The sequence below is a fragment of the Hydrogenimonas urashimensis genome (assembly GCF_016593255.1).
GTDB lineage: Bacteria > Campylobacterota > Campylobacteria > Campylobacterales > Hydrogenimonadaceae > Hydrogenimonas > Hydrogenimonas urashimensis.
On record NZ_AP023212.1, the window covers coordinates 870,197 to 890,665 of the forward strand.

At 54.3% G+C, this 20,469-nt stretch carries 23 protein-coding genes and 1 pseudogene; 9 read left to right on the forward strand and 15 right to left on the reverse strand.

The annotated features are described in order from the left end of the window. Positions 1 to 321: 321 nt before the first annotated feature. From JMG82_RS11860 to JMG82_RS04355, 8 genes and pseudogenes are all read right to left on the reverse strand, one after another. Positions 322 to 483, reverse strand: a complete 162-nt coding sequence (locus JMG82_RS11860; protein WP_201353699.1) for an ArsB/NhaD family transporter — start codon at positions 481 to 483, stop codon at positions 322 to 324. Positions 484 to 503: 20 nt separating this feature from the next. After that, positions 504 to 811, reverse strand: a pseudogene (locus JMG82_RS11865) (ArsB/NhaD family transporter); the annotation flags it as partial. After that, a complete protein-coding gene (locus JMG82_RS04330) occupies positions 808 to 1,767 on the reverse strand; it encodes a permease (RefSeq protein WP_201353700.1) in 960 nt (319 codons plus the stop codon). The gene JMG82_RS04330 and the pseudogene JMG82_RS11865, both read right to left, overlap by 4 nt. Next, the gene (locus tag JMG82_RS04335; protein ID WP_201354213.1) at positions 1,768 to 2,022 is read right to left on the reverse strand and encodes a (2Fe-2S)-binding protein; all 255 of its coding nucleotides are present in this window, start codon (positions 2,020 to 2,022) and stop codon (positions 1,768 to 1,770) included. Beyond that, complete coding sequence (locus tag JMG82_RS04340; RefSeq protein ID WP_201353701.1) at positions 2,022 to 2,261, reverse strand: thioredoxin family protein; 240 nt, start codon at positions 2,259 to 2,261, stop codon at positions 2,022 to 2,024. The genes JMG82_RS04335 and JMG82_RS04340 overlap by 1 nt, the downstream gene beginning before the upstream one ends. Next, positions 2,258 to 2,677, reverse strand: coding sequence for an arsenate reductase ArsC (locus JMG82_RS04345; RefSeq protein WP_201353702.1), 420 nt, complete (start codon positions 2,675 to 2,677; stop codon positions 2,258 to 2,260). Before JMG82_RS04345 ends, JMG82_RS04340 begins: the two co-directional genes overlap by 4 nt. Beyond that, complete coding sequence (locus tag JMG82_RS04350; protein ID WP_201353703.1) at positions 2,674 to 2,994, reverse strand: ArsR/SmtB family transcription factor; 321 nt, start codon at positions 2,992 to 2,994, stop codon at positions 2,674 to 2,676. The genes JMG82_RS04345 and JMG82_RS04350 overlap by 4 nt, the downstream gene beginning before the upstream one ends. Positions 2,995 to 3,087: 93 nt before the next feature. Further along, on the reverse strand, positions 3,088 to 3,849 hold the full coding sequence (locus JMG82_RS04355; RefSeq protein WP_201353704.1) for a TIGR01458 family HAD-type hydrolase: 762 nt from the start codon (positions 3,847 to 3,849) through the stop codon (positions 3,088 to 3,090). Positions 3,850 to 4,235: 386 nt separating this feature from the next. On the opposite strand from JMG82_RS04355, the gene JMG82_RS04360 reads away from it, so the two are divergent. The 6 genes from JMG82_RS04360 (at position 4,236) to JMG82_RS04385 (ending at position 9,696) form a co-directional block, all read left to right on the forward strand. Continuing rightward, positions 4,236 to 4,829, forward strand: a complete 594-nt coding sequence (locus JMG82_RS04360; RefSeq protein ID WP_201353705.1) for a cupredoxin domain-containing protein — start codon at positions 4,236 to 4,238, stop codon at positions 4,827 to 4,829. An 11-nt stretch (positions 4,830 to 4,840) separates the two neighbouring features. Then, positions 4,841 to 6,538: a cbb3-type cytochrome c oxidase subunit I gene (locus JMG82_RS04365; protein ID WP_201353706.1), complete on the forward strand. Its 1,698-nt coding sequence runs from the start codon at positions 4,841 to 4,843 to the stop codon at positions 6,536 to 6,538. Between the two features lie 128 nt (positions 6,539 to 6,666). Continuing rightward, positions 6,667 to 7,272, forward strand: a complete 606-nt coding sequence (locus JMG82_RS04370; RefSeq protein WP_201353707.1) for a hypothetical protein — start codon at positions 6,667 to 6,669, stop codon at positions 7,270 to 7,272. Further along, the gene (locus tag JMG82_RS04375) at positions 7,265 to 7,780 is read left to right on the forward strand and encodes a YcxB family protein (protein WP_201353708.1); all 516 of its coding nucleotides are present in this window, start codon (positions 7,265 to 7,267) and stop codon (positions 7,778 to 7,780) included. Before JMG82_RS04370 ends, JMG82_RS04375 begins: the two co-directional genes overlap by 8 nt. A 25-nt stretch (positions 7,781 to 7,805) precedes the next feature. After that, a complete protein-coding gene (locus JMG82_RS04380) occupies positions 7,806 to 8,312 on the forward strand; it encodes a hypothetical protein (RefSeq protein ID WP_201353709.1) in 507 nt (168 codons plus the stop codon). Between the two features lie 319 nt (positions 8,313 to 8,631). Continuing rightward, positions 8,632 to 9,696: an SLC13 family permease gene (locus JMG82_RS04385; RefSeq protein WP_201353710.1), complete on the forward strand. Its 1,065-nt coding sequence runs from the start codon at positions 8,632 to 8,634 to the stop codon at positions 9,694 to 9,696. 317 nt (positions 9,697 to 10,013) lie between these two features. On the opposite strand, the gene JMG82_RS04390 is transcribed toward JMG82_RS04385, so the two are convergent. From JMG82_RS04390 to JMG82_RS04415, 6 genes are read right to left on the reverse strand one after another with little or no spacing between them, the layout of a single operon-like run. Next, a complete protein-coding gene (locus tag JMG82_RS04390; protein ID WP_201353711.1) occupies positions 10,014 to 10,913 on the reverse strand; it encodes a cation diffusion facilitator family transporter in 900 nt (299 codons plus the stop codon). A gap of 4 nt (positions 10,914 to 10,917) precedes the next feature. Further along, positions 10,918 to 11,229, reverse strand: coding sequence for a hypothetical protein (locus tag JMG82_RS04395; RefSeq protein WP_201353712.1), 312 nt, complete (start codon positions 11,227 to 11,229; stop codon positions 10,918 to 10,920). 1 nt (position 11,230) lies between these two features. After that, positions 11,231 to 14,338, reverse strand: coding sequence for an efflux RND transporter permease subunit (locus JMG82_RS04400; protein ID WP_201353713.1), 3,108 nt, complete (start codon positions 14,336 to 14,338; stop codon positions 11,231 to 11,233). Positions 14,339 to 14,350: 12 nt separating this feature from the next. Beyond that, complete coding sequence (locus tag JMG82_RS04405; protein ID WP_201353714.1) at positions 14,351 to 15,445, reverse strand: efflux RND transporter periplasmic adaptor subunit; 1,095 nt, start codon at positions 15,443 to 15,445, stop codon at positions 14,351 to 14,353. Between the two features lie 9 nt (positions 15,446 to 15,454). Beyond that, entirely contained in the window at positions 15,455 to 16,768 is a 1,314-nt protein-coding gene (locus JMG82_RS04410) for a TolC family protein (RefSeq protein WP_201353715.1), read from the reverse strand. Further along, entirely contained in the window at positions 16,765 to 17,385 is a 621-nt protein-coding gene (locus JMG82_RS04415) for a TetR/AcrR family transcriptional regulator (protein ID WP_201353716.1), read from the reverse strand. Before JMG82_RS04415 ends, JMG82_RS04410 begins: the two co-directional genes overlap by 4 nt. A gap of 129 nt (positions 17,386 to 17,514) precedes the next feature. Here JMG82_RS04415 and JMG82_RS04420 point away from each other — a divergent pair, with 129 nt between their 5' ends. The 3 genes from JMG82_RS04420 (at position 17,515) to JMG82_RS04430 (ending at position 19,320) form a co-directional block, all read left to right on the forward strand. Further along, a complete protein-coding gene (locus JMG82_RS04420) occupies positions 17,515 to 18,036 on the forward strand; it encodes a Spy/CpxP family protein refolding chaperone (protein WP_201353717.1) in 522 nt (173 codons plus the stop codon). Between the two features lie 74 nt (positions 18,037 to 18,110). Then, the gene (locus JMG82_RS04425; protein WP_201353718.1) at positions 18,111 to 18,623 is read left to right on the forward strand and encodes a hypothetical protein; all 513 of its coding nucleotides are present in this window, start codon (positions 18,111 to 18,113) and stop codon (positions 18,621 to 18,623) included. Next, positions 18,610 to 19,320, forward strand: a complete 711-nt coding sequence (locus JMG82_RS04430) for a sulfite exporter TauE/SafE family protein (protein WP_201353719.1) — start codon at positions 18,610 to 18,612, stop codon at positions 19,318 to 19,320. Before JMG82_RS04425 ends, JMG82_RS04430 begins: the two co-directional genes overlap by 14 nt. Positions 19,321 to 19,399: 79 nt before the next feature. Here JMG82_RS04430 and JMG82_RS04435 read toward each other — a convergent pair whose 3' ends face one another. Further along, positions 19,400 to 20,431, reverse strand: a complete 1,032-nt coding sequence (locus tag JMG82_RS04435; protein ID WP_201353720.1) for a cytochrome-c peroxidase — start codon at positions 20,429 to 20,431, stop codon at positions 19,400 to 19,402. Positions 20,432 to 20,469 lie beyond the last annotated feature (38 nt).

The following is a 20,469-nucleotide window of genomic DNA, read 5'->3' on the forward strand; positions in this document are numbered from 1 at the left end:
CACATATCGATTCTTTTCAATTATGTTGCAATATAATATTTACTCACGGTATCCATTGTATGCCAACAGTGCCGGAATTATATATCGGCAAAAACATCGCCCGATTATAGCTTGACCTCTCTCCCGATGGAAAAGTTGACAATCTTTTTGCTGCCGAAGGTCGTTTTGGCGAATTTTATCTTTCAAACAAGGCGCCAAAATTTTTTTTGGATATTTTAAAGCAATCCCCCCCAATGCGACAAAAAGAACGGGGGATGTAACAACAAGGCCTACTTTTACTCACCCCACCCAATATGCACTCCTTTTTTAAAGAACATGGAGCTACAGCAGTGTGGCAAGTGAACCGATGGAGGTCATTTTGGGCCCCGGGTTTGAACCGAGTATATTGGCGTATGTCAAGGCTTCATGACCCCCATAGCTCCCGTGGTCGATGGCGATATCCATGATCATGTTGGTGGGCATGTTGTTCATCACCGCGCTCATGATTGCGAAAATGAAACCGGGCCTTCGTTGGCGAAAAAAGCGGCCACCAACGCCCCCAATATCATATTGACGAACATCAACGGGCCGCTGCCGCCCACTCGAAAAAGCCGATCTCGTCCAGCACCATCGAAAGCAAAATGATGCCGATGAGCGCCAGCATGGCGTCCCAGACGATCGCCGTCACCGCCACCACGTCGTGCCAGGAGACGGCCCCCAGCAGCAACGCAGCCACGGCATCCAGCACCGCCGTCGTGCCTATCTGAAGGCCTTTTGGCTGCCAGATGACAAGAATTAGTGTCACCAAAAAGAGAGCCAGTGCCAGAATCATGCGAGCATCACGTTGAAAAGATAACCGATGGCCATGATCCCCACCGCAACGGTGCTAAAAAAGATCGCGATCAGTTTCATGGAGAGAATCTTTTTCAAAATCATCGCCTCCGGCAAACTCAATGCCGTAATGGCCATCATGAACGAAAGTGCCGTCCCCATGAGCATCCCTTTTTGTGTCAGCACTTCGATCAGGGGCATGACACCGGCGGCGTTGGAGTACATCGGCACACCCAGGATCGTCGCCAGCGGTACGCTATACCAGGCGTCGCCACCGGCGTATCTGACGATGAGATCAGCGGGAACGTACCCATGAATCCAGGCACCGATACCCACCCCTGCCAGCACGTAAAGTCCTACTTTTTTCAAAATATCCAGCGTATAGGCCCACGCCTCTTTCAACCGTTTGGCGACAGGTATTTCGACTGTTTCGATCGTGTGTGGTTTCATGGGCGGGGGCTTGATGAGTACCTCCTCTTCCAGGTCGAGGCGGTCGATGACGAGTCCGGCGACGATAGCCACCAGCAGCCCGAAGCCGATATAGAGCGCCGTCACTTGCCATCCGAACAGCGTAAAAAGCATGGCAATGGCGATTTCGTTGTTCATCGGTGCGCTGACGAGGTAGCTGAAGGTCACGCCCAACGGGATACGCGCCTGCAGGAAACCCAGAAAAAGCGGAATCGCCGAACAGGTGCAAAAGGGGGTAATGATACCAAACAGCGCCGCTGTGACATAGCCCACTATCTGGTGTTTGTCGGCCAGCCAGTCGCGCACTTTCTCCACGGGAAAGTAGCTGCGCACGAAGGTCACGAGAAAGATGATGACAGTAAGAAGCAGCAAAATCTTGACCGTATCGAAAAGAAAGAAATCGAGCGCACTTCCCGCGGCGGAGTTGGGGTCGAGCCCCAGTGTGCCGTAGACGAAACCGTCGACGATCTTCTGCCACCACCCGAACACTTATACCCTTTTGCAGTAAAGGTCGATCAACTGACGGATCTCTTTGGAACAGCAGCGGCCATTGGGATTTTTTTCGGCACATTCATGACCGCTGCAAGCGCCGGTTTTTTCCTTGATCGCCTTCAGATCCGTCGCCCCGTTTCGGATGGCTTCGACGATGCTTTTTTTGTCCACTTCGATACAGTAACAGATCAAGTCGTCGTCATCGAGCGTCGTGGCATCATCAAAACATTTGATTTTCGTAAAGAAACGCATCATCCGGCCTTTTGGATCAGCTGGGCGATCTCGTCGGGCGAGAGCACCTTGCCGACACTGACGACCTGCCCATCGATCACCAGGCCCGGCGTAGTCATGACCCCATACTGCATGATCTCGGTGATATCCTCCACCTTTTTCAATTCCGCGAATTTCCCCACTTTTCCCAATGCCGCCATGACATTCTGCTCCAACGTTTTGCATTTGGCGCAACCGGTTCCAAGTATTTCGATCTTCATTCATTTCCTCCATTCAGTTCTTTTTCGATGATGGGCAAAAGGTCGTTTTTGATCTTCTCTTTCGTTTCGACGAAAGCGTCATAGGGTTGGCCGTCGGGGTCTTCGAATCCCACATGGATCGTTTTGACGCCGCCCGGGAAGACAGGGCAGCTCTCTTTGGCATCGTCACAGACGGTCACCACCAGATTGAAGGGGCCCTCTTTCATCGCTTCGTCGATCGTTTTGGAGTGGTAGCGCTCGTCCCACGCCCCTTCCTCCTCCAACACCCGCTTCGCATCGGGGTTGACCCGGCCGCTGGGGCGGCTGCCGGCACTGAAGGCTTCGATCCCCTTCGTTTGAAGGGTTTTGTTCACCAGCGCTTCGGCGATGATAGAGCGGCAGCTGTTGCCGGTACACAGAATCAGCACTTTTTTCATGCGTTGCATACCTTTCGGTTTTTCGGAATTTCAAGTGGTAGCGAACGAATCTTTTCCAGCGCTGCCCTGTGAAAGGTCCCGGGATTTGGATGAATCGCGTAATAGACCCACCTTCCCCTTCGCTCGGATGTCAAAAATCCCGCCTCTTTCAAAATTTTCAAATGGCGCGAGAGCCTGGATTGGAGCATTTTGAAAGCCTCTTCCAGTTCACAGACGCAGAGCGGACCATACCTGTCGATATACTTGAGCAGCCGGATGCGCGTTTCGTCATAGAGTGCCCCTGCGGCTTTGAGAAAATTTTCGGTTCCCTTCTCCATCGCTTCTCCTTGACGCGAAAGTATATCATTGTTTTTACTACATATCAAAATATATTGATATATTTACTATCTGTTTTTCATTAAATTTTCTGTCTACAGCAAAATTGCCGGCAAATCCGCTACCGAATCGATGACAGCGTCGGGTTTGACACCCCCTTCCAGGTCGGAAGGCCGGAACTTGCCCGTGCGTACCAATACGGCACGTATGCCCGCACGCTGCGCCCCGGCGATGTCGCTTTCGATGTCGTCGCCAACCATCACCGCTTCTTCGGGGGCAACCCCCATGGAGCGAAGAGCCTGGCGGAAAAATTCGGGGCTCGGTTTGCCGACGACCGTCGCCTCCACGCCGGCGGCATACTCCAACGCAGTAACGAAACCGCCGGCATCCAGCGAAAGTTCGCCATCGGCATCTTTGAAATATCGATTTTTCGCCGCGGCGATCAACCTGGCGCCGTTCATCAATGTCCGAAATGCCCGGTTCATGCGCGGGTAGTTGAAGTTTTCTCCCGCGTCCCCCACCACCACAAAAGGCGAAGCGGTGTCGATGCAGTGAAGGCTGCCGAAATACTTCTCCGCCTCCTCGGTCAATATCGTCACCGCCTTGCCGCCGGCCTCCTCCACGATCTGCCGGGCGGCGGCAAGCGCCGTGAAGAGTTGCGATGGCTCGACCTCAAATCCCATTTTTGTCAGTTTCGCATGGATCGTCCCGGGCGGTCTGCGCGTGGAATTGGTCACGAAACGCATGGCGTAACGCCCCTGCAGCGAAGCGATCGCTTCAAGGGCACCGGAAACAGGCTGTTCGCCTACATAGAGCACGCCGCCAATATCCAACAGGATTCCTTTGACATTTTCCATACCATCTCCCTTGTTTTGGCATCATTGCTCTATTCTAACATGGAAGATATCCCATTTCATCCTTTTTCGAGAAAAAAGACAACCTAACCATCCTGCCAAACCATCAAACCATATAGGAAACGGTTTTCTTTTTAGTGGGTCTCACCCTCGACTATCCGTCTGTTGCAAGCTTCAATTATTGGGGTGATAATAGAAAATTTACCGTGTTCACAAACATGGTTGATCAAAAAATAAACAATTGATCAACATTTTGATTAATTTTTAAACAATTTTTGACGATAAATTATAATCATTTCATCGCCTTCCTTGATTTTGGTCAAAAGAAACCGAAAAGGTGTTTTTCTATACTTCCCCTGAATTTTCAAAGTTTTGGCAAGGAGTAAAGGATGTTTCAGACATCATTGGAGCTGCTCAAGTTTCACTGGGCGGCCTATTCGATCTATGCGCTGCTGATCATTTCGGTCATCGCGTGGTTCGGTTACAACCTGACCCGCAAGGAGAAGGTCAAGTCGATCGTTCGGATCCCCTTTTACGGCTACATCGCCTTTCTCGTCGCCGGCGGGGTCGGGCACCATATCTTCACCTACAACGCCATCCCCTGGGTGGCTGAAGATATCATGCGCCACGAAATCACCCCCGACCGCGACTACGAAATAGAGATCGCCAAGCACAAGTGGAAGCTTCCCGAAGAGCAGATGGTCGCCAACATGGGCGAAAAGGTGCGTTTCAACGTCCACAGCCACGACCTTACCTACGGATTCGGCCTCTTTCGAAAAGACGGCACGATGGTGATGCAGATGCAGGTGGTCCCCAAGCACGACAACGACATCGTCTGGACCTTCCACGAGTGCGGCAAATTCGACCTCACCTCCACCGAGTACGCCGGCCCCGGCCAGTACGACAAAGAGACAGGCGAAGACAAGATGTTCGTCAAAGACGCCCTCATCGTCAACTGTAACGACAAATTCGCGAGCAGATAAGGAGCCACAATATGGAAAACGTAGCGAAAAAACCCTTTTTGGAGCAGTTGATCCACGGGACCAACTTCGATGCCGACAGCCTTAGCGCCCTGCAGAAGGTCACCCTGCGGGCGGTGGTGATGAGTTTTCTCTTCTTCGGCCTCGTTGCGATCGAAGGGATGATCATGCGGATGGTGCAGACCGGCCCCATCAACCCTCTGCCCGAGATGTTCAACCATCCCGACCACTACTTCTCCATCATGACGGTGCATCCCATCGTCGGTATCTTCGGCTCGACCTATCAGCTGGTCTTCGCCGCCTTCATGTTCCTGGTGCCCTACCTGACGAAAAAGCCGCTCTACAGCGTCAAACTGGCCAACTTCGTCTGGCTCTGCATCACGATCGGTACGGCGATGGCGTGGATCGCCGGCTTCATCTGGCAGTATGCGCCGCTCTATACACTCTACTGGCCGCTGCCCGCCGACTTCGAGCAGTTCAGCGTCATCGGTGCCTTCGTCTTCGTTATCGGCGTCGCGCTCATCATGATCGGCACCATCGGCTTCATCTACAACATCTACGCCACCATTTTCGCCCGAACCGGTGTGCACAAGAACAAGACGACCAAAGAGCTTCTGATTTCGGGCTTCGGTATTGATGGGTTGATGAACCTCATCCATAAACTGATGGGCAAGCCGCCTTACTCCAAGGAGCCGGCACTCAGCCTGCCTGTCGTCGCCATCTTCCGCGGCACCGTCGACACCTTCCTCGACGCCATCGTCATTCTGGGAGCCGGCATCCTGGTGCTGGTCTACATCGTCGCCCATGCCGGCGGTTTGTCGTGGGATGTCCACGCCGTCGACTCGCTGCTTTATAAAAACTACTTCTGGTGGGGACTCGACCTGGTCGCCGACGGCCTGGTGCTCATCTACGTCGCCGGCTCGTGGTACCTGCTGGCCACCATCATCACCGGCCAGAAGCTCTTCATGGAAAACGTCGCCCGCGCCGCGTTGTTGCTGGAACTCTTCGTCAGCTGGATGGTCTGGAGCCACCACCTGCTGGCCGACCAGCCGCAGCCCGAGATGATGAAGCTCATTTCAGGCGAAATGGTCACCGCCTTCGAACTGCTCACCCAGGGGCTGGCCCTATTCATCACGCTGGTGACACTCTGGAAGGCGCGTCCGCTGAAAATGAGCCCCGAGCTGGCCTACCTGCTGGGCGGACTGGTCGGCTTCGGCCTCGCCGTACCTGCCGGCATCATCCAGGCCGACATGGGCCTCAACCGCGTGTTACACAACACCCAGTGGATCAGCTTCGCGCATTTTCACATCGCGCTGATCGTGGGGCTTTACATGACGCTCTACAGCGCCCTTTACGTCCTGTGGCCGCTGGTGACCAACAACACCAAGCTCTTTAGCAAAAAGCTGACCTGGGCGCACTTCTGGCTCTACCTCATCGGCGGTATCGGCATGGGCGCCTTCGCCGGAATGGCAGGACTTGACGGCATGCTGCGACGCCACCTCTACGTCGACGGAGAGTTCCATGGCTGGATGATCCTGGCGGCCATTTTCGGCACGATGGTACTGATCGCATGGTTCCTCTTTTTGTACAACATCGTCATGAGCGTCGGCCTCAAGGGGCTCATCGGCATCTTCAAACCGGCCAACAACGACATCGCCACCTTCGGCATCGAAGAGGAGCCCGAACCAGCTCCCGCCGCCGTCAAGGCGTGACGGTCCGTGCGCCTGGCGCACGAACCGCGGAGAACAGGGAATAGGGAACAGGAAACAGTGAACGGATGGAGGCGCAAAGCGCCTCTCCCAATAACCAATATACCAATAACCCAATAACAAGGACCATATTGACCAACCTCGACCGCGTCGCCCGTGAAATCAAAGATGTCGGGCTCTACGACCTCATCTTGCAGGATGTCCAGAAGATCGCGGGGACTTCCCGCCCCACGGTGGAGCAGATCAAGGCGATTCTGCAGAGCCACCCCGACATCCTGCGCGATTACAAGCAGACCAACGTCGAATACAACCTCAGCAACATCCACCTCAAACCGATTCCCACCGAGGAACTGAGCGGTGCGTGCCTGAAGGAGGCGAAGCGATTCAACGAAAACCTCGAAACGCTCAAGGCCATCGAAAAGTATACCCTCGACTTCGAACACTCTTCGACGCTGGTCATCATCTTTTCGGTGGAGTTTTTCGTCCTCTTTTCGGTGCAGTACTTCATCGTGTTGCTCAATCTCAAAGCCTACCAGTGGTACATCTACGGGCTCTTCGCCCTCTCCATCGTCGCGGCGTGGTGGTACGCCAGCAAGGAGCGCAAAAAGTACGCCCGCGAAAACGCCCGCTTCGAGCGGCTTTACGACGAGACCCTGGCCATCCTGGAGGAGCTGGAGGCGAAAGGATGCGTCGAAAAAGAGAGGCTTTGGATCATGGAGAGTGACGAGCATGTCTGAACCCTCCTCCATCCATGTTTCCATGACGTGGGACGAAGCGACCTTCCTCGAAGGGGCGAAGATCGCCTACGACGTCGACATGCGCCACTCCTGGCGACGCTACGCGGGGTGGTTTTTCATCGCCCTGACGCAGTTTGGCGTCGTGGGTGCCATCCGCCACCAGGCCATCGGGTTGCTGCTTGTCTCGACCCTGCTGGTCATCTACTGGTACGGCCTGCGCTGGCCCCTGCGTCGGCGGATGCTGCGCCGCTTCTTCCGCTCCCATCCCGACGCCGGCAAAACACTGGAGATCTCCCTTTTAAAAGAGGGAGTCTGCGTCAAAGAGGGGTGCATCCCCTGGAACCGCTTCCTGCGGGCGATTCTCTCCCCCAAAGGGTACCTGCTGCAGCTGGATGACGGTACGTTCCTCTACCTGCCCAGACGCATTTTCCCCGACAGCGACACACGCAACGCCTTCGTCGCCGAAATAAGAGAGAAAATTTCATCTATCGTCAAAATCGACACATAACCCAACACAACAAGGAGTGACCATCATGAAAAAACATTTCGTTATCGCCGTATACGACAAACCCGAAAAAGCGAAAGAGGTTGTCCATCACCTGCTCGATGCGGGTGTCGACAAGCGGACCATCTCTCTCGTCTCCCGAAGCAACGAAGATGAAGCCGAGAAGATCGAAATCGAAAAGGTCGACAGCGATGTCAAAGTGTGGGGTACCCAGGGCGCGCTCTGGGGCGGCCTGATCGGTGCGCTGATGGGGGGCGCCTTCTTCATCGTTCCCGGATTCGGTCCCATCGTCGGCGTCGGGCCCGTTACCGCCGCATTGGCGGGGCTGCTGGGCGGTGCCATGACCGGCGCCGCGGTTCTGGGACTCAGTGACGCCCTCGTCGAATGGGGAATGGGTGAAATCGAGGCCAAACGGTACGAGGAGCTGGTGGAGAAGGGAAAGGTACTGGTCATCGTCCACGGCAAAGAAGAGGCCGTCGCCAAAGCCGAGACCCTGCTACAGTCCACCGGTGCGGAAAAGGTGGAGGTGCATTGACTTTTTTAACTCTCCAATGCGGAGACCCAACCTCCGCTTTGGCATACTTTTCCCACTTTGCCTTCATTCCTAAATCAAGGATCAGTTTCATCGTTTTGGCAGTAGGTCGATTCTTCCGGAAGGAGCTCCTGCGAGTGAGATGGAGATTGCCGTTCCTTTGAAAGCCATCCAGAAGAGAGCATTATCGGTATCCAATGTTTTGAAGTCGAGATTGCAGCAGCCTACTGACCCGATGAAATCTGCCAGATTGCACCGTTTGATTTACAAACTGATGTTACAATATACGCAATAAACGGAATGGATAGATAGACGGGATGATATGGGAAAAATGTTGATACGTTTTTTGATCGACGAGTGGCTGCTTCTGGTTTCACTGGCGGGTTTGGCGGCCACCTCGCTCTACCTGAAAAGTTGGCCTCTCTATACCGAAAAGGAGATGGAGCCGATCTTTCTTCTGTTTGCCCTCTTCGTCGTCGTCAAGGGGATCGAAAACAGCCAACTTCTCGGTATGATCGCCAAAGTGTTGGAAAAAAGGGGACGCATCCCTCTGCTGTTGGTCTTAGTCACGTTCGTGCTCTCCATGTTCGTCACGATCGACGTGACGCTTGTGACGGTTCTGCCCATCGTTATGGCGATGAATATCCGTGAAAAAGAGAATCTCGTCATCCTCGTCGCGCTGACGGCCCACGCGGGTGCGGCGCTCACCCCTTTCGGAACGCCCCAGAATATCTTCATTTTCAGCTATTACGAACTCCAGACCATACCCTTCATCCAGACCATCGCGCCTTTCTCCTTCGGAATGCTTCTGCTCTTTGCCATAGCGGCCCTCTTCCTCAAAAACCGTCCCAACTCCGGCTCGAAACGTAAAAAGAGGCCCATAAGTCAGCCATTGGCACTGATCTATGGCGTCCTTCTGCTTATCGTCGTACTCTGTGTCCTTCGGATCTTGCCGACCGGCACGGCACTGCTGGCGCTCGTTTTCGCTCTCTTTTTCGACCGAAAAAGCCTGAAAGTCGATTACGCCCTTCTTTTGACTTTCATCGCGTTTTTGGGGCTTACCACCAATATCCAGGCGATGATCGGCGCATCGCTGGAACATCCGATGCATATCTTTATCCTCTCCAGCCTTATGAGCCAGGTCATCAGCAACGTGCCCACGACCCTGCTGATGGAAAAGTTCACGAGCAACTGGCAGGCGCTGCTGTGGGGGACCAACGTCGGCGGTTTCGGTACCCTCGTCGCGGCGTTGGCCAATCTCATCACCTACCGCATCTATGTCGCCGGTGCCGAAGCGGGAAAGAGTCTCTCTTTTGTACGAAAATTCGTCGGGGCGGGGTTTGTCGCTTTCTTCGCGGGGTATGCAATTTTCTATCTTTTCTATTAGATGTTAGACTGACCTACCAGCCCAACTGAAGCAGCATCGAGAAAAAATAGATCATGTATGTCAATGCAAAATCATCTATCGTTTTTTAACAAGGTGGAAATACCCCGGTCGAAAAAAACCCTTTCGGAAGGCTACCTTTTTGAATGTTCAACTCCAACAGAATGAAGCGAAATTGATCATCACAACTTTTTGTTCCACGGCTGCGCGTTGCAACGTGATATTCAAACGATGCGTAACTTCATGCCATTCACCAAAGAGAGGTTTCATGGTGCCATGTGACCGCCTGTAATATCTTTGCCTAAATAAACGAGAGCTATCTACCCGGTTTCAACGACCAACTCCTTGCTGTCATTCCGCCGATATTCCGGCTGCAGCGTGACATGGGCGATGTGGAACTTCTCTTTCAGCAACCGTTCCACCCGTTCGATGGTTCGGGTCACCTCTTTGAGGTGCAAATTGCTCGAAAAATCGAGGTGCGCTTCCAGAAACACATCGTGGTCGTCCAATCGCCAGATGTGGATATGGTGGATGTTTTCGATGCCCGGCATTTTTTCGACCGCTTCGGCCACTTTTTCCAAATCAAGCCCTTCGGGGGCAAACTGCATCAAAATCGCCACCGCCTCTTTGGCAATATCGAAGGAAGCGTAGATGAGATAGAAGGCGATCATCATCGATACCAGCGGGTCGACCCAGAAAAGCTGCCACCGGTACATCAGCATCCCGCCTGCGACGACGGCGACCGAGGTCATCACGTCGGTTAGAAGGTGCAAATAAGCCGCCTTGATATTCATGTTGCCATGAGCGTCGTTTTTGATAAGCAGCACGCTGGCGGCGTTGAGCACGATACTGAGCATCCCCAGTCCGATGACCCAGCCCGATTTGATCGTCTCGGGATGGATGAACTTGTGGAACGCTTCGATGATGAGGAAAAAGGCGATGCCGATAAGCACAGAAGCGTTGAAGAGCGCCGCGATGATCTCGGCACGCCGGAAGCCGAAGGTATACCTCTCGCTCCCGGGTCTTGCGGCGATTCGGTGGGCGACCCAGGCCACCGCGAGCGCCAGTACGTCGCTGAAGTTGTGCATGGCATCACTCAAAAGCGAGAGCGATCCCGAGTAGAGTCCGCCCACGATTTGCGACAGGGTGATGATGACATTGAGCAAAATCGTGATGAAAAGATTGCGCCCCATGCTATCGTGGTGGTGATGGTGTGCCATAGGTTTACCTTTGCAGCATCTTTTCAAAGAGTACACTCAGGGTTTCGGCCGACACAAGCCCTTCGGCCAGAATCTCATGGCCAAGCGTCAGTGTCGGGTCTTTCGAGACTCCGGCTTCGAGGGATTTTTCCACATCCTTTTCGTACCGAATGCGAAGCCGCAACGGCAGATGTTTCACGGCGCATACGAGCCGCTTGGAGAGCTTCACCCGCTCCCTGTCGCTGCCGTGGATCGTCACGGAAAAGAGCGGCCATTCGGGATGGTCCGCATTCAGCACTTCACCTTCAGCCAGAGGATAGCAATATTCCAGTGCCATCTTATTCCTCGATAAACTCTTCGATCTCTTCGATCGGATTGCTCTTTTTGTTGCGTGGGTCGGTCGCATAGGCATAGAGCGGTACGTAGATCAGTGTCAGCAGCGTACCGATCAAAAGACCTCCGACAGCCACGTCGGCCAGCGGGCTCAGACGCTCCAGGCCCACCGCCTGCTCCAGCGCGATCGGGATCATACCCGCGATCGTACCGAACGCCGTCATCATGACGGGGCGGAAACGCACGCGAACACTCTGGATAGCCGCATTAAACGGCCGCTGACCTTTTGCTTCGTACTCTTTGTAGAAGTCGATCAGCAAGACGGCGTTTTTGATGATGATGCCAAAGAGCAGCAGCACACCCACCATACTCGGCATACAGCTCGGTTTCTCAAAAAGCAGCATGCCCCATGCCGCGCCGATCATCGAAAGGGGAAGCACGACGATCATGATGAGCGCCAGCCGTACCGACTGGTAGATCGCGATCAGCGTCATCGTCAGGATGATGACACCCAGCCCGATCGCTTTGATCATCCGCTTGAAACTGTCGTTGAGCTGCGCTATATCCCCCTCCTGGGTCACGACGAAGCCGGTAGTGTCGATCGTTTTGAGCAGTTTCTCGCTATCTTCGGTGATGTGCGTCACCGGCCGCTTGGCACGGTAGCCGCTGGCATCGACGCTGTAGAGCATCTTGTCGCGCTCGATCTTGGCCGGAGTGAGCTGCAGATGGATGTCGGCCAGCTCTTCGAGCGGTATTTCACCGAACTTCGTCTGGATCGGGAGCAGCCGCACCGTCTGGATGTTTTTGGCGAATTTGCCTTTCAGATAGAGCCGCATGAACTGCGTATTCATCGAAGCCAGGTCGGCACCAAGTGCTACGATCTGCCCTTTTTCCGGCATCTGCTGCGCTATCTGGTAGGGCGTGACGCCATAACTGAGCGCTTTGTTGACATCGATGTCCACCGCGATCTCGGCGAAGTCGTTGTCCCAGCTTTGCGAGAGGGAGGTCAGACCCTTGATGCTCTTCATCGCATCGACGATTTCACGCGCCTTTTGGGGCAGCTGGTCGTAGTTGGGCGATTTGATCCGCACATCCAGCGGCGCCTTGATCGTCGAAAGCGCCGTCGCGCCGAAATCGAAGACGTCGTTTCGCTTCACACCCGGCAGCTTGGCCAGATGGTCGCGTATTTCGTCTTCGAGCTGCCAGATGCTCTTCTTTCGCTCGAAACGGTTGACGGCGTTGATCGTCACCGTCGCCTCGGCGGGCAGGTTTCCGCTTCCAAGGCTCAGTACGCCGGGTTCGGAGCCGAAGGCCACCGAACTCATGCGCACCCACGGCTGGCCGTGCAGCCAGGCCAGAAACGGTTTGAGTTTCTTTTCGGCGCTCTCCACCGTTTCGTTGGAGCTGAAGAGAATCTGCGCCTTGATGATACCCGTATCCATCGGCGGCATCACGTCCTTTCCGATGAGCGGCAGGATATTTTTGACGCTCAGTACGAGCGTCAGAACCACCGCGGCGGTCAGTGCCATGCGCCTGAGCGCCCACCATTTGCCGTTGGAAAATTTCAACACGCCGATATAGGGCCCGACCAGAAGCCCGATCGTGTGCTGATAGAGCCATTCGAACCACTTTTCGACCTTCGTCTTGCCGGTGCCGTTTCTGTAGAGCCACGCCGACAGCTTCGGAATGAAGGTGATCGAAAGGAAGTAACTCACCAGCAGTGCGATGATCAGCGTCGATATGAGCGGCCGGAAGATATGCTGCGGGAAGTCGCCCACAAACATCAGCGGGAACATGATCGCGATCGTCGCGATCGTGCCCGCGAAGACCGGCTTGATGACCTCTTTGGTCCCCTTCTCGATCGCCGTCTGCAGATCTTCGTGCTCCTCGTCGAGGTGCCGTTCGATGTTTTCGAGTACGACGACCGCATCGTCGGTGAGCATCCCCAAAGCCAGTATGATCGCCGTGTAGATGACGATATTGAGCTCACCTCCCATCAGCCAGATGATCGCCATCGTCGCGAAAAAGACCATCGGGATCGAAAGGCCCGCCGCGATGATCGCACGGAAATTTCCCAAAAAGATCAGAATGACGATCAACGTATAAACCACCGCGTCGCGAAGCGCTTCGAGCATGTTGGTGTTGGCCGTTTCAATCAGGTCGCGCTGGGTATCGGCGATAGAAAAATCGATGTTGGGATAGCGTTTTTGCAGTTTCGCCATCTCGGCCCGCGCCGCTTTGGAGACGCTAAGCACCGAACCGCCTGGCGATCGCTGGATAGAGAGGGCGATGGCCTCTTTTCCGTTTCCGAGATAGCCGCTCATACGCTTCTTGTAGCTCCAGGAGACATCGGCGATATCCCCCAGCCGGACATTGGGAAGGACCGGAAGGTTTTTGAGGCGCTCGACCTGGTCACGCTCGCCGTAGTAGGTGATGGTATAGAATCCGTTCTCGCTCTTTGTGAACCCCAAAGGAATGTCGTGGTTGGTCGCGCCGATCACCTGTGCCAGTTTGTCGAAATCGACGCCGTAGCGCTTGGCCTTGAACGGATCGACTTCGATACGAATGGCACTTTCGTATCCGCCGAAGACTTCGACATTGCCGATCGCAGGGTCACTGAGCAGATAGGGCTTGATGAAACTGTCGGCGATTTTGCGTATATCGCTCATCGAGAGCTGGTCGTTTTTCGGGCGCATCGCGATGACGTCAACAGGAAGCGTGAAGTCGCCGGCCGTGTAGATCGACGGATTGGCCGTGCGCGGAAGCTTCCCTTTGGCGATCGAGAGGGCGTTGGCCACGTCGACCGCCGCCGCTTCGAGTCCCTTTTCATACTCGAATTCCGCTTTCACGATCGAAAAGTTCGCCACGTTGACCGAGCTGATGTCACGCACCAGGCCCAGACGTGAAATCTCTTCCTCGATCGGCTTGGAGACGGTATTGGCTGCTACCTGCGCCGTCGCACCCGGTACCTGGGTGATAACCACGACCTGCGGACGGTTGGCGTCGGGAAAGAGGTTTTTGGGCAGCGTCACGAGCGCGATGATGCCCATGATAAAAAAGGCCGCGATGATGCTGTAGAGCATATAGGGCCGTTTGTAGAAATAGTCAAACATATCGCTCCCCTTTTACTTGATCGTCTTGATCGCGACGCCGCTTAGAAGTTTGAGAAGAATGTCCGGTTTTTCGACGATGAGCCTTTTTCCCTCGATCGTCGTGTCCGTCACGACGACGCCCTCCTGACCGCGTGCTTTCACCCGTACCGGCATCGCTTTGGCGCGATCGCCTTCGACGGCGAGCACATAGGTTTTGCCTTCGCGATCGAGCAGTGCATCCATCGGAAGTTTGATCCCCTGCCCCCTATAGGTGACGACATCCACATCCACACGCTCTCCTGCCGTCAGCGTCGTCGCTTTCAGGTCTGCGCGGTACTCTTCGAGCCCGTTGAAGGTATGCATCAGATCGACGGTTTTGAGCAGTTTGCCCCGGTAGACGATCGCTTTGGGATGGATATCCCGAGGTGCTCTGACGATCAGGTAGACGCCGGTTTGCGCGTTGATCTGCATCAGCGGTTTGCCCGGCATCGCCATATCGCCGGCATTGGCGAAGGTTTTGCTGACCGTGCCGTCGACCGGGGAGACGATTTTGGCGTAACTGAGCAGATCGAGAATCTCTTTCCGGTTGGCTTCGAGGCTTTTTATCTTCGAAAGTGCCTCTTTCACCCCGGCTTCGGCCGCGGCGATCCTGCTCGCTTCGCTTTCGTACTGCTCCATGGACGCCCCCCTGACCTTCAGCAGCGTTTCGGTGCGTTTGTGGATCGCTTTGAGATTTTCAAGCGTCGCACGCCTCGCTTCGAGTCCCTTTTTCGCCGCTTCGATCTGCGCGTTGATACTCTCCAATTTCGCTTTCAGGTCGGTTGTATCGAGCTGTGCGACCGTTTCACCCCGCCTGACAGGATCCCCGGCATGCCTGATGGCGACGATACGGGCTGCGAGTTTGGAGGCGATCGTGGCACTGTTTTCGTTCTCCGCGATCGCGATATAGGGCAGTGTCAGCGTCACTTTCCCGGCTTTGGGTTCGATGGTATGGACCACCACCGCATACTCTTTGGCTGTCGGCATCGACGCCTCGGCCGCTCTTTTGTGCTTGATCGCTCGAATTCCCAGTACCACCAACAATACGACAACCGCCAGAATGATCGATATCTTGAGTGCCTTCTTCATCTTCTCTCCTTACTCCACAATAGTTTTCAGATCGTTGCCGTAGATGACGGCCAGCTGGGCCATCGTCTGCCACCGCTTCATTTGTGCTTCGAACACCTTGCTCTGGGCATCGAGCAGCCCCTCTTCGTAGCGAAGGTACTCCTCTTCGGTGAGACGGCCCGCCTGCAGCGCCACTTTGGCGTATTCGAGCAGCGATTCTCTTTTTTGGACACTCTTTTTGGCCAGTTCTATGGAACGGGTGTAGAGTTTCAGGGACGTTTTGAGTGCTTTGGTTTTGGCGAGAAGCTCCTGTCTCATTTTGGCCAGATGCAGTTTCTCTTTTTCAAGCGCGACCCTCGCACGTTCGATATCGGTGTAGGTGCCCTTTTCAAACAGCGGCATCGTGACACCGACCATGTAGTTGCCGTAGCTTCGGTGCACGTCGTCGGAAACATGGGTCGAAACAGATGGGGGAACGGTGTTGACAGCGTTTTGGCCATAGTTTTCGCTCCACACGGCGCTCAGTGATATCCTGGGGTAGAGCCTGCCGTAGCTCGCGTCGATTCCCTTCGCCTTGGCTTCCACCCCATACTCCAGCGGTTTGAGGGCGAAGATCTCTCCTTCCTGCACCCCCCGTTTTTGGGAAATCGGGGCGGGTTCATCCAACTCCAGTCCCGTCAGTGACGCAATGCGGCTGCGAAGGGATGCCTGCTTGATATCGATATCGTTCACGGCAATGTCAAGACGGTTAATCGACTCCTCCATCTTGTCCAGGGTCACACCGGGAGCGCGACCGCTTGTCACCTTGATACGGGTGTCTTCGAGCATCTTTTCGATAGAACGCTTTCGGGCCGCGAGCGCTTTTTTGAGAGATACAAGATAGCGCCAGGAAGCGTCGGAACCTAGCAGCAACGCTTCGTGTTCCAGCAGATTGAGCCGCTCTTTGGCTTTGGCGCTTTGAGCCATCGAACGGGCCTGGTCTGCGAGAGCGAAGAGCTCTTTGACGAAGATCGGCATCGAAAGCCTGCCCCCAAGCCGTTCGATCGTCGTAGCAAAGGGCAGTGGCTCCCCGTGCCCTGAAACTTTTATGGATTCCGCCGGCGACATCGGGCGAAGATTGGTTGGCGAATTGTAATGCTCATAGGTGGCAAAAAGCGATGCCCTCGGATAGAAGGCGTCTTTCACCTTCTGGGCCGACAGTTCGGCGTATTCGGAACTTTTCACATCCATCTGTGTGACGGGGTTTTTCTTAAGGGCATCGAAAAGCTCGGTCATCGTCGCCGCCTGCGACTGGGTCGCGAATCCTACCGCCACCGCCACGCTGATTGCGAACCGTCGTTTCATTCTTTATCCTTTTTCACTGATTTGATCACTTTATTGGCCAGTATCCGGGCCAGATCCGGCAGCGAAGGGTCGGGACTGACGGGGTGAAATCCCCGCACGTTCCGTGCGACACGGGCACGAATCGTGCGAGTGGTCTGGTGCATGATGAGCGTCGAGACGATCATCATCTGCACGACCATCGGATTTTCCATCGCGAAGACCCCTTCCTCGATCCCTTCGTTAAGGATTGCCGTTACCGTTCCCAGGGATTCGGAGAGAACCTTGGCCGCCCGGTCGCTCATCTGTTTGCCGTCGTCGGCAAATTCGTGGGCCAATATGGCGGCAAAACAGCGATGCTCCTGCAAAAAGGCGCCAAAGGCTTCGATATAGGCGCGAAGTTTCGCTTCGGCCCCTTCGCTTGCGGCGACGGCTTCTTTGACCGATTCGGCCAGCTTTTCGAGCCGAAAAAGCAGCACCGCTTCGTACAGAGCCGCTTTGTCTCTGAAGTGGTAGTAGATGGCAGGTTTGGTCACTCCCACTTCCGTGGCAATCTCCTCCAGCGACGCCCCTTCGAACCCCTTTTGGGAGAAATGCTGCGCCGCCACCCGAAGGATTTTCTCTTTTTTGCTTCCTTTCATACTTGTCCTTACTTACTGTTAAGTAACTATAACACGGGAGAGACCGGTTTGTCAAATATCCGAAACCGTTCACAATCCGTACACATAGTTGTGATACCATACGAACGCAATCACAAAAAAGGAGAAACAATGTTCAAAAGAGCACTCGCCATGATCGCTGCGGCATCAATCGCACTGACTGCCGCACAGGCCCAACCGGAAAATCCCCAGATGCAAGGACAAAAGCATATGCAGGGCAAAAAGAAGATGAGAGGCATGCACTCGGTCTTCCTGATTCAGCGCGGCCTGCCCCACTACTCGATGATTCTGATGAAAATGTGGGACAATCCGAAGCTGGCCCTCACGCCGGAACAGAAAACGAAACTCGAAGCGATTCGCACTCATACCATGACGCAGATCAAAGAGATCGCGCCGCAGGTCAAGCAGCTGCGCAAAAAAATCGTCCAGGAATCCAAAAGCGGTGCCAAACCCGAGACACTCGCAGCCAATGTCGACAAACTGGCAAGTCTTAAAGCCAAAGCCACAAAAGTTCAACTGCAATGCATTTATGACACACGACAGGTTCTTACGGCTGAACAACTCGAGTTCATTCACAAACATCTGAAACATAAAATGAAAAAACACAAACAAAAAAAGAGAGAGCATCAATAAGCTCCGATGAACCTTCCCCGCTTGTACGGCGGGGATTAACTCCCGTTTAACACTCCTTCGATAGACTGCTTCTCATGAAAAAAATCGTGATCGTTCTTGGTTTCATCGTTCTTGTGGTGATTTTGTTCCTCTCGCTGGCCGAAAAACCGCATCCAAAAATTGTTTTGTTGGGAAATATCGGACAAAAAGCGGTGGAAATCGTCCCCAATGCCTGGCAGTGCAGTGCGTGCAAAATGCCGATAACCTCGCAAAGGCATGCTGGCGAAGTGGTCACCGACGACGGAAAAACGTGGTTTTTCGACGATGTGGGATGTCTTGCCGGATGGCTGAGTGACAAACCCTTCAGAGAAAAAGCAGTGGTCTGGGTCCATACACTCGATACGAAGCGATGGATCGATGGAAGAAAAGCGTGGTACAGCGTCTTGGAAAACACCCCGATGGGATACGGTTTTAGTGCCTATGAAAAACAAGGACCCGACAGAATCGATTTTGCGACGATGTGCGGACGGATGGCGAGGGGAGAGAACCTGACTGACAGAGAATATGCCCGAAAACTTTTGAAAGAGAGGCGGCATGGAAGCCGTTAATTTCCTCTCGATCGCTACGATCGCCTTTCTGGGAAGTTTCGGCCACTGCATCGGCATGTGCGGCGGCATCGTCCTGGCCTATACGGGCACCAAGGTCCATCCCCAATGGAACGCCGTCCACCAATCCACCGCCCATCTGCTCTATTCGCTCGGCCGTGTCACCACCTACACGGTGATGGGGGCGCTGTTTGGCTATCTGGGCAGTGTGGCGACCTTCAGCGGCTACACGGTCGCGGCCCTCTTCATCTTCGCGGGTGGCGTGATGATTCTAACCGGACTCTCCATCATGGGGAAGGTGAAATTTCTCACTCTCATCGAACATTCGCTGATGAAAAGCCATTGGTACCAGAAGAGTTTCCGCGCCATCATGCACGACAGAAGCCTTTTTAGCTTCTATCTGCTCGGCATGCTTAACGGCCTGCTTCCCTGTGGCTTCGTCTACTTCTTCGCCGTCACCGCCGCCAGCACGATGAGCCCGTTCTGGGGCGCGGTGGTGATGCTGGTTTTCGGCCTAAGCACCGTTCCGGCCCTCTTTTCGCTCGGTTTTTTCACCGGAATGATGCAAAAAGGCAGCCTGCGCAAAACGATGGTCACCCTCGCCTCCGTCGCCGTCATTGTCTATGGCCTCTTCATGATCGCCGATGCCGTGAAATTCATCCGGCACCCCGAACGAAGCCTTTTGCACTGCTGCGATTGAAAGTGGATAATGTATAGCGAAATATTTACTTTGCTCGTTTGGTAGGTAGTTGGAAAGTAGCCCCTTGCGGGGCTATAGTTTAGTTCAGATCGGGTTTGGGAGTTTTGTTCGTGCTGGCAGGAAGCATCGGGTAGCGGACATAGGGTTTCTTGCCTGTCAGCGCGCCGAAGAAGGTTTCGATCTTTTCGGCCTCTTTGTCGCTGATCTTCACGCCAAGCTGCGTCTCGCCCATGATCTTGATCGCCTCTTTGATGTCCCACACCGCACCGTTGTGGAAATAGGGGCGTGTTTCAAGGATGTTTCGCAGGGTCGGTACTTTGACCATACCGTTTTTGTCACCCTTGAAATCGCCGACATTGGCGTATTTGTATTTTCCGACGGCAGGGAACGGCTGCATGCTTCCGCCAAGCGCCACGCCGTTGTGGCAGCTTGCACACCCTTTGTCGATGAAGAGTTTCAGGCCCTCTTTCTCCTCTTTGCTTAGCGCTCTGTCGCACCCCTGCAGATATTTGTCATAGCGTGAAGGGGTCACCAGCGTGCGCTCGAAAGCGCCGATCACGTCCGCCACATCTTTGAAGGTCGGTTTCATCTTCGGATTGTGGTAGGCTCGTTTGAACGCCTTGACATATTCTGGGATAGAATTGACCACGTCGGTGACATGCTGTTTGGTCGCGGCCATTTCGGGAGAAGCCTGCATCGGTCCTTGGGCCTGGTCTTCCAGGTCGGGGCTGCGGCCGTCCCAAAATTGGCTTCCGGCGAAGACGGCGTTGTAGACCGTCGGCGAATTGAGGTGGTGCGGGTTGTGGCGCCACATATGACCCGTCGCCGCGTCGACACCGTCCACACCGCCGGTTGCCAGGTTGTGACAGGTGTTACAGCTGATCAAACCGCTCTTGCTGAGCCTGGGGTCGAAATAGAGTTTCTTACCCAGCTCCACCTTCTCGTCGGTGATCGGGTTTTTGGGGTTGTCGATCAGTTTCAAAAGTTCCGTTCTACTCTCCGGAATCGGTTTGAGACCGGCTTTTTTCGCCTTTGTCATCAACGCATCCGAAGCGACGGCACTGATACCCAAAGCCGCAACAACACTCAATGCTGCTGTTAATCTTTTCATCTTTTCTCCTCCTGAAATTTTATAAGAAATTATACACT